Genomic DNA, 9,511 nt, shown 5'->3' on the forward strand with positions numbered 1-9,511 from the left:
ATCCTCGCCGCGGTGTCCCTCGGCGCGGCGATCGCTGGCCTGTACGCGGTGGTCACCAGCCAATACTTCGGTATGCCGGTCGGCCCGTACCTGCAGTGGGCGTTGTGGCCGATCGCGCCGGTGTCGGTGATGGCCGTGGCGATGGCGGTCGTCGCCGCCCGGCAGTGGCGTACCCCGGCAGGCGGCTGGTCGGCGCTGCTGACCGCGCCGACCGGATCCATCGTCGCCGCAACCCTCGGCATGGGGTTGATCCAGTACTCCCTGACCGCCGACCGGTGGCCGGACCGGATCCTGTGGATCGACATCGCCGGCCGCGTCGGCGGTCTCCTCCTCGGCGTCGCCGTGGTCATGGCAGTGGTGACGCCCCTGATGTTCCGTCTTATTCTCGCCGCCCCGCTGGCGGTGATCTGTGCGGCGATCGTCAGTAGACGGGCCGCCGGCATGCTCGGCGTCATCTACGCCATCGCCGTCGCGACCTGGTGGGCTACTCGGCTCTGGAGCCGAATCCTGCGCCCCGCCCCGCTCACACCCACCGCATCGCCCACGGGCACGGTTCGGGCGGACATGTCACCGGGTGGAGGCGGGTGACATGCGGTGGCCGCGGCAGATGATGTCGCTGCTGTTCGTCCTCACGCTTCTGGCCGGACCTCCGATAGTGCTGCTGTCCCTGGTCGGAGCACCCATACAAGGGTGGCCGACCGCCGCGCAGGCACAGGAGTGGGTGCAGAACCCGCTGACCGAGCAGAGCCTCACCGCCGCGCTGACCATCGCGGCTTGGCTGGTGTGGCTCCTGCTCGCCTACACGGTCACGATCCGGATGCTGACCCGCCTGAGCACGACCGTGTCGTGGCTGCGGCGCATGCCGCTGCCGACACCCTGGCAGGCCACCGCCGGTGGCATCGCCGGCGCCGCCGTATTCGGTGTCAGCTCCCACGCGATCACCGCACCGCCACCGCCGCCCACGCAGCCGGTAGCGGCAGGAACCTTCGGCGACGCGGATAACCCCAGGTCATCAGACCGCGACCTCCTGGCCAACGCGGGAATCAATGTCACCGGTGGCTGGCTACCGCGCGACGTGGCGGAGCAGGTCAGCGCCGCGGCGGCGCTCGTGTGGCTCCGGCGCCGCCGCTCCTACCGACCCCACCCGCCCGGGCCACCGAGCCGCGAGGACACGGACCTGGCGCCGCTGCCCCCGACAGTGGCGGCCGTGCAAGCCGCCCTCGCCGACTCGACGCCACCGCCTACCGAACCCGTTGCCACCTCGACCGGCTCGTCGCCGCTCAACCGGCCAACCGTTGGCGAGGCTTTCGCCCGAGCGGGGGTCGGTCTCACCGGGCTCGGGGCGCAGGACGCGGCGCGAGGCCTGCTCGTCACCAGCCTCCTAGCGGGGCGTCATCATCCGGCAGTGTCCGTCGTCGTCACCCGAGCCGTCCTGGCCGGGTTGCTCGGCCCCATCGCCGAATCGCTGGAGCGGCGCCTGCCGGGGCTGGCCGTCATCGACCACCTCACCCAGGCAGCAGAGTTCTTCTCCGGGAAGCACCCTGGTCATGGCCTGGCCGGACGAAACCAGGCACACCGGAACACGCAGGAGCGCACCAACTCACCCGGACCAACCCTTATCGTCGATGCTGCGTCCGCGACGGACAATGCCGAGACCCTGGCTAGTCTGGCCACCGCCTCCGCCGCGGTGGCCGTGCTTGCACGGTGGCCGGCCGGCCAGACATGGCAGGTCGACCCGTCCGGGCGCACCCACCACCTGGACGGCAGCGGGTCTGCCGGGCCACGGATGTGCGTTCTTACCCAGGTCACGGCCACCGACCTGCTCACCGTCATCGCCCATCCCGACCCGGCACTGCCAGAGCCTGGCGCCTCCAGCCCGTCGCGCAACCCTGCCCTGGCAGGCCGGTCCCCGCAGTGGAAGGCCGCCCAGGACCACCCCGTCCGCTTCGGCAACGACAAACGACGCCTTCAGCTGCGCGTGCTGGGCGAACCAACCCTGCTGCTGGACGGCCACCCTGTGGAGGTCCGGCGTACCGCCGCGCTCCAGGTCCTCGTGTTCCTCGCCGCCCACCCCGACGGAGCCGACACCCGACAGCTGACCGACGCCATCTGGCCGGGCCTGCCCCGCCGCTCTCTCACCGGCCGCCTCTACACCACCCTCAGCGACCTGCGCGCCACCATCCGCTCCAGGGCAGGGGCGACCCTCATCGAACACAGCGACGACCGGTACCGCCTCGACCCCACCGCCGTCACCGTCGACCTGTGGCACTTCCACCACGCGGTCCGCGACGCCACCACCGCCGTCGCCACCGACGCGACGACCTGGAAGGCCGTCATCGACGCCTATCCCGGTGACCTCGCCGCCCGACGGACCTGGCCCTGGCTCGACCCGATCCGCGAGGCCACCCGCCGGCACGTCATCGACGCACACGCGGCTCTCGCCAGCGCCAGCCCTGACGCCCGTCAGGCCCTGGCATGGCTGCAGGCCGGCATCCGCATCGACCCGTACAACGCCGACCTACACACCCAAGCCGTCAGCGCACTCATCACCCTCGGCGACCACGACGCGGCCGACCACCTACGGGAGGACTACACCCGTCGCCTCGCCGCAGCGGGCATCCTCCCCACCGACACGGCTTTCACGACAGCCACCCTGACAGGCCAGCCCGCCATCCGCACCCGGTAACGCCCACCACCTTCTTGATGGCCCCAGCAGGGGAGTCCTCGGTCGCCATTCGGGTAACGCAGCCCGATCACGGCCTCCGTCGCCAGGAATATCGCCGCCACCCCGGCGGTGCGCAGTCAATCCGGCACGGTCACGCCCGGTACGACCTGCCGCCCTGACGCACGCACGAGCCACGGGGGCGCGCACAGAACTTGGACCATCAGGTCATCGTCTTCCGCGTCACCCGCGACCCCGAGCGGCTCTCGCCCGGCGGTAGCTGATCGCCCAGTCCCCCATCCCGGCACTGTCCAGCCCCCGGCTCGCGAAGCCCTTCCAGGGAAGTAGCCCTCGGCTAGCCCGTGGGCTGACCGTCCGCTACGGCCCACAGCGCTGACCTGCGCGTGTGAGGTCGTGTGAGGTGTTGTGAGGTGCTGTCAGCCACCAGCGACTCCCACCGGCACCCCGCCGGCCATAGCGTCGCCGTCAATCGCCTCACCCGCCGCCGGGCCACGCTGCCGTCGGGTGAACACCGCAGGACGGGAGCCGTAGGGAGGAGGGGTCGGTGTCAGGCCGATCGACGCGCACCGCCGCGATCACCACATCCATCCTGAGTACGGCGACCGTGCCCGTCGCCCTTGCTGGCACCGGCGTATGGACGCCGACGCTGCCGTCACCGGCCGTCTTCCGGCAGTGGGTCGCCCAACCCATGACCAGTGACTTCCTCCTGGCCCTTACCGTCGCCGCAGCGGCGGCCCTGTGGCTGCTGCTATTCACCACCATCCTCCTGCGCGCCTACAGCGCGGTGGCCCGTTGTCTCAGCGGCGTGCCGGCGCTGCACGTCCCTGGTCCCGTGCAGGGCATCACCGCCGCGCTGCTGGGCGCCACCGCCGTCACCACCGCGGCAGGCGCCGCGCACGCCGCCCCGCCCAGCACCACCGTCGGCGACATCAACGACGACCATTCGGCGCGGCCGAGCGGCACACCTGTCCCGCATCCGACCGCCCGGGACGCCGGGTCGCCGGACGGCGTCTATACCGTGCGACGCGGCGACACCCTGTCCGCCATCGCCCACCGGTGCCTCGGCGACGCCAACCGCTGGCCGGAGATCTTCATCCTTAACCGCGGCACCCACTTCCCGCAGGTCGGCGGCACCCTGCGCGACCCGGACCTCATCCACCCCGGCTGGGCACTGCGTCTACCCACCGACACCACCAGCACGCCCGCTTCGCCGACGTCACCCACCGATCCGCCAGTCAGGGGTACCGCGCCACCACCATTCGGCCCCACCACGCCACCGTCGACGCCCGCCCCACCGCCGCCTGCCCAGCCGCCGACACCGGTGCCACACCACCGAGACGACGGCATCGCACCAGGCGCACGCGAGACCACAGGCACCACCACGCCCGGCGACCAGGCATCCACCTCACGCGCCTCGACCACGCCCACCTACCACGACGCGAGCGACGAGCCGGACACGCCGACGCCGCGACCTGACCGCGGGGTCACACTCGACACCGGCAGCTGGCTCGACGCGGGGCTCGTCACCGCCATCCTCGCCGCCGTCGCCCTCATCTGGGCACACCGCCGCCACCGCTACACGCGCCGCCCTGTCTCGGCCGACTCGCGCCTCGACGACCCCGATTTGGCGCCCATGCCGGCCGTGATCCACCAGATCCGCCGCCGAACCATCACCGTCCGTCGCCACGGCGAGCAGCCCGCGACCACCGACCTGACCGACGACAGCGTGGAGCACTTCGAACGGCATGACCACGACAGCCCTGGCCCGGTCGAAGCCGACGACGAGGACGAGTCCGGCACACCCCCATCCGTCGCGGAATGCGGGCCCGGCCCGCTGGTGCCGTCGTTGGCGCACCCGCTCGCTGCGGTCTGGCCGCCCGCCGGCTTGGGACTCACCGGTCCCGGCGCGGAGGCCGCCGCCCGCGGGTTCATGGCCGCCGCCCTAGCCGCCGGGGGCCTCGACGCACCGGACGACCGCACATGGCTGGTCATGCCGTCAGCGACCACGGCGGCGCTACTGGGCGCCGGTGCCGTCGCGCTGCCCCGCACGCCGCGGCTGACCGTCACCGCTGGCCTGGACGAGGCACTCGACCTGCTCGAGGCGCAGACCCTGCACCGCAGCCGCATCGTCGACGCCCACGAGGTCGACACCGTCGCCGAGGCCCGCGCGGCGGACCCGACCGAGGAGCCGATGCCGCCGGTTTCGCTGCTGGCCGACGCTGACACCTGCCACCAGCGCACCCGCATCGCCGCGCTCCTCGCCCAAGGCCGGCGCTTGGACATCCACGGCCTGCTGCTGGGCGCCTGGCCCGACGGCGACACCGTCGTCGTCGCCGCGGACGGCACCACCAGTTCCGCCGACGGTGAGGGCTCCCGCCAGGGCGGTCACCTGGCCGACATCGGCCGGCTGGCCGTCCTCACCCCCTCCGAGACCAACGACCTGCTCGTCACCCTCGCCGAGTCCCACACCGGCCAGCCGCAGGCACCCGCCCCAACCGCTCCCGCCCGAGCCACCACAGCCGCACCCGACACGCAACGCCCTCCCGGCACCGAGTCCGCGTCACCCGACGCCGCCTTCCGCGACGGCGAACACCTGCCGGCATCCAACCCGACACCTGTGACCGCCGCCCCGGCAACAACAGTGGACAGCGCCGACAGTGAGAACATCCCGGCCTTCCTGGCAGCCTCGTCCGCCGACGCTCTTGCCCTCGTTACGGGCATTACCGGCGACAGTGCGACCACGTTCGCTGTGAAGGAACCGGGATCCGTCGGTGCGGCCGATAGCAGTGAGGAGGCCAGCCACGGTCGGGTCCAGGTCGCCGTGCTCGGCGCCGCCGCCATCGTCGACGTGCCGCCCGGGCCGACGCTACGCAAGAAATCCCTCGAACTGCTCGTCTACCTGGCGGTCCACGACGGGGCCGCCTCCGCCGAGGCGATCCTCGACGACCTGCTCCCCGACGCCCCCGCCAACAAAGCACCCGGCCGGCTCTACACCTACGTATCGGACCTGCGCACCATCATGCGCCGCACCGCCGGACGCGGCACCTACCTCACCCACCCCCACCAGCGGTACGTCCTCAACCGCGGCGCCGTCGACGTGGACCTGTGGCGTATGCGCTCCGCGATCCGCGACGCCAACCAGGCCACCGACCCGGCCGAGCGCCGCGCCGCGCTGCGTCGCGCGGTCGACAGCTACCGAGGGCACCTGGCCGACGGCGCCGACTACGAATGGATCGAGCCCTACCGCGAAGCCGTCCGGCAGCAGGCACTCGACGCCTACCTCGCACTGGTCGACGCCCTCGCCGGTGACCCCGCCGAGCAACTCACCGTCCTGGACGCCGCGATCGGCCACAACCCGTACGCCGAAGAGCTGTACCAGCAGGCGATGCGGGCCCGCGCCGCGCTCGGGCACCTCGACGCCATCCGCAGCCTGCGCCGCGCTCTGACCCGCGCCCTCGGCGAGATCGACGCCGAACCCAGCGACGACACCATCAACCTGGCCGACCAGTTGGTCGCCCAGGTGCAGCGTCCCGCCCACCGACCCGACCTGCGGCCAGCACCCCGGCCCGACGACGGAGCCGCCGCATGACCGCCACACCCCTACCCCGGCACACCTCCGCCCGTACCGCGGAGATAACAGAGGCCGACCTCCGGCACCTGACCCGCCTGCGGTGGGCCGTGCGGGCGGTGCTCGCCCTCGGCGTCGCCGCGTCGATCGCGGCGAACGTCCTGCACGCCCGGCCGAACCTCATCAGCCAGATCATCGCCGCATGGCCACCCCTGGCACTGCTGCTGACCGTCGAACTCATCTCCCGCGTACCCGCGGACCGCCGCGGCTTAGCGGCCGCGAGGCTGATCGCCGCCGCTGGGATCGCCGGCATCGCCGCCTGGGTGAGTTACTGGCACATGGTCGGCGTCGCCGCCCGATACGGAGAAACCGGCGCCGCCGCCTCCTACCTGCTGCCCATCTCCGTCGACGGACTGGTCGTCGTGGCCAGCATCAGCCTGGTCGAGATCGCTGGCCAGATCCGCACCTGCTCCGTCAGCCCGGCGCACGCGCCGACCGGTGCGCGCGACGCCGAGGAAGTCGCACCTGCGCCCCCGCGGAACGCCGCACGCGACCGGGGCACGGATCCCTGTCACTACGACATAGACCGACCAGAGAGCAACAGGTCCCGTACCACCGGCTCCTCAGTCGAGCCGGTCGAGAACTCCGACGAGCGGGACAAGGACACTCCGGGCGCTACCCAACAAATTGAACCGGACCCCTTCGGGGGTCAGAGACATGAGCCCCAACCGGATGGCCGCGAAAGCAGCGCAGAGATGCCGTCCGACACCGCTGGAGCCGTGGCCTACTGGTACCGCCAGGACCCGGCCCTGCACCCTGCCGACATCGCCACACGAATCGGCCGATCCGAGCGCACCGTCCGCCGGTACTGGCCACCCGCGCCGTAAGCACGAACCGACACGACACCAGCCGTGCCGCCGAGTAGGTTCGCGCTTCGTGACCGCCTGTTGTGCCGCGGGGTGTGCCAGGCAACCTGTGGACCCGCCGGCGCAAGGACCCGACAGGGTGCTGCTCGAAGTACAGGATAGTGCCAGATCTCCAGGAGTCTTCCGCGGTTCAATCCTCGCGGTCGGTCTGGCCGCCCGCGTGCTGCCACGTCCGCGTCTGCACGAAGCACGACCGCGCCGACAACTCGCCCCGTGCCCGCACCGTCCGGCCAGCCGCTACCCCGGCAGCAGCAGCCGCCTTCGATCTTATCGCCCTCACAAATAGATGATCAACAGGCAGCTGCGCCCACGTTGCACCACCCACTGGCACGTCCTACGAGGTCACACCGAAATCGGGTCTGTCGCGGTGGGTTGCGTCTTGCAGGCGCAGGCGCAGGCGCAGGCGGGTGAGGCCGAGCATGTCGATCAGCCACCGGGTCCGTCGGTGATGCCGCGGTCTGCGGGCCGGCCCGCGGTAATGAACGCCCACCTGATCGGCAACCGGCGCTGACAAAAACCTATCGATCCGATAGGTTTAATAGGTATCGGCCGGCTGTCGTGGATGGGCTTAGCGCTCCGGGGCTGGCGAACGGGTTGAACAGTGGAGGTGGAGGGATTGCTGTACGAGGACACTTCTCCCACATGGAGCGGTGGGTCGGCACGGGTTGCCGGTGATCCATCATTGCTACGCACGGGCGACGTGTTCGGCCCGTCGCCGGCCGCAGCGATTGGCGCCGGGACGGCCGAAACAGTCACCACTGGGCCGGCGGTCACCGCCGATCGGCCACCGATCAGCCCATCGCAACTGGAGGCTGGTGACCGAGACGCCACCCTGCGTGAGGCGTACCAGGATACTGAGAATGATCACCGTCGGACGACGCGATGGGCGTTGCTGACCCGTGCACTCCTGGATGAAGAGGCAGTGATCCATGCCTTCTATTCAGCTGGACTTACTGCGGACGCCGTGGGTCGAGGAACTACGCCAACCTCGCGGGCGTCAATTCTGGCGGGGGCCGGCCTGATCGCCGGGATCGACGGAGCGATGAAGTTGTTCAAGCCGGCGGCGGCACAATGGAATAACTGGAACGCTGGCGGGGTCGTCGCTCCGGGCGCGCTGGCCCGCGGCGTCCTCGACTCAGCGCGGTTCTTCTTCCAGATCGGGTCACCCGCGCAGACCCTCGCATCGATCAGCGACCAGAGCGACACCAAGCTTCTTCGACTCGTCCGGGACGAGGCGAGAAACGCGGGCTATTACGCCTGGGCGGCGTCAGCAGCCAATTTCGGTTCGTTCGGCTGGAGCGTGCTGGATCGATTCAGTGCCTCTCATGGATCTGGCGCCGGTGCACTGCAGCGTGGGCTGGGGGCACTTCGTGATGCCATCATGGATCCCGCCGACCGCACAAAGCTGTTCGACGGGGTGGCAACGCTCGTTGATGGACTCGGCCGCTGGCATCAGAACCCGCACGCGATCATCGGCGCTACGGCTCTCCAACTGGGGCATTACGCTGTCGAGGAGGTCCTGCAGGAGTGGACCCGGCCGGGCAGTCCATACGAGCGGTTCGCGCTCGCCTTCGCGAAGGCGGCCATGTACGGCGCCTTCACTGGTACAACTGCTCGAACATGGTCGTCGGCCGATCCGGCACTTTCTGATGCGAGAACACTTGTCGTACACCGTGACGGCCTCAAGCAGTCTTCCCGCTTCTCCACAGCGGCTGCCTCCGCAGCCGCTGTGGCCACCGTCGTTAAGGCCGGGAGTGTGGCGTGGTTGGATAGCACCGCCAGGTCTCATCAGGCAGTCGAGCTAGCCACGGTTGCCGCTGCGGCTAGCCTTCGCACGTCGGGACCAAACGGCCCGGCGCAGGCAATCTTGTCACCTCCTGCGGCCGTGTGTCAGGCCAGTAACTCACCAGGAATGTCAGGTATTGCGGCATCGGCGAAGAGGTTCTCTCCGTAATGTTCGCCGCAAATGTTTGTAGAGGAGATACAGACCCCGTCAAGGGTCAGGGCTATTGACGTGATCTCAGCATGGAGGGTTATTCAGCGAGGTTCCCGAGATCTACAGTAGGTGCTCGGAAATAGAAGACGGCTCACTCTTTAATGGGATTGAGTTACCAAACAACAACCCGAGAAGAACGAATCGCCCGAAGGTGCATTACTCCACCGGGTTCACCCGGGGTAGCTGGCACGGCCCTGGCGTTGTTCCGGCTTGAGATGTTCTGTCCGGGTTGAGGGTCGGGCGGGGCTGGAGTTGTGGGACGATCTGTTCTTGGCGTTGGAGGAAGTCGTCGGTGTTTGGCACGTGCTGTCTCCTGGTCATTCGGGCGTACGGGTGGA

General features: G+C 70.0%; 4 protein-coding genes and 1 pseudogene. All 5 read left to right on the plus strand.

Annotated elements, in window-relative coordinates; all coding sequences use genetic code 11:
• Positions 1–588: pseudogene (locus tag ACLQ24_RS27075) on the plus strand (Hsp70 family protein); the annotation flags it as partial.
• A 1-nt stretch (position 589) separates the two neighbouring features.
• Positions 590–2,686 carry a BTAD domain-containing putative transcriptional regulator gene (locus ACLQ24_RS27080; protein WP_425894569.1) on the plus strand — a complete coding sequence of 699 codons (2,097 nt, stop codon included), beginning with the start codon at positions 590–592 and terminating at the stop codon, positions 2,684–2,686.
• Positions 2,687–3,227: 541 nt separating this feature from the next.
• Positions 3,228–6,272 (plus strand): BTAD domain-containing putative transcriptional regulator, encoded by a 3,045-nt coding sequence (locus ACLQ24_RS27085; RefSeq protein WP_425894571.1) that lies wholly within the window; start codon positions 3,228–3,230, stop codon positions 6,270–6,272.
• Positions 6,269–7,138 carry a DUF2637 domain-containing protein gene (locus ACLQ24_RS27090; protein ID WP_425894573.1) on the plus strand — a complete coding sequence of 290 codons (870 nt, stop codon included), beginning with the start codon at positions 6,269–6,271 and terminating at the stop codon, positions 7,136–7,138. Before ACLQ24_RS27085 ends, ACLQ24_RS27090 begins: the two co-directional genes overlap by 4 nt.
• Positions 7,139–7,793: 655 nt before the next feature.
• On the plus strand, positions 7,794–9,131 hold the full coding sequence (locus ACLQ24_RS27095) for a hypothetical protein (RefSeq protein WP_425894575.1): 1,338 nt from the start codon (positions 7,794–7,796) through the stop codon (positions 9,129–9,131).
• Positions 9,132–9,511 lie beyond the last annotated feature (380 nt).

The sequence above is a fragment of the Micromonospora sp. DT4 genome, assembly GCF_049841675.1.
GTDB lineage: Bacteria > Actinomycetota > Actinomycetes > Mycobacteriales > Micromonosporaceae > Micromonospora.

What these genes read in the sequence shown, in the direction of transcription:
- ACLQ24_RS27080 (WP_425894569.1), top strand. Translation starts at nt 590, where the DNA reads ATGCGGTGGCCGCGGCAGATGATGTCGCTGCTGTTCGTCCTCACGCTT.
- ACLQ24_RS27090 (WP_425894573.1), top strand. Translation starts at nt 6,269, where the DNA reads ATGACCGCCACACCCCTACCCCGGCACACCTCCGCCCGTACCGCGGAG.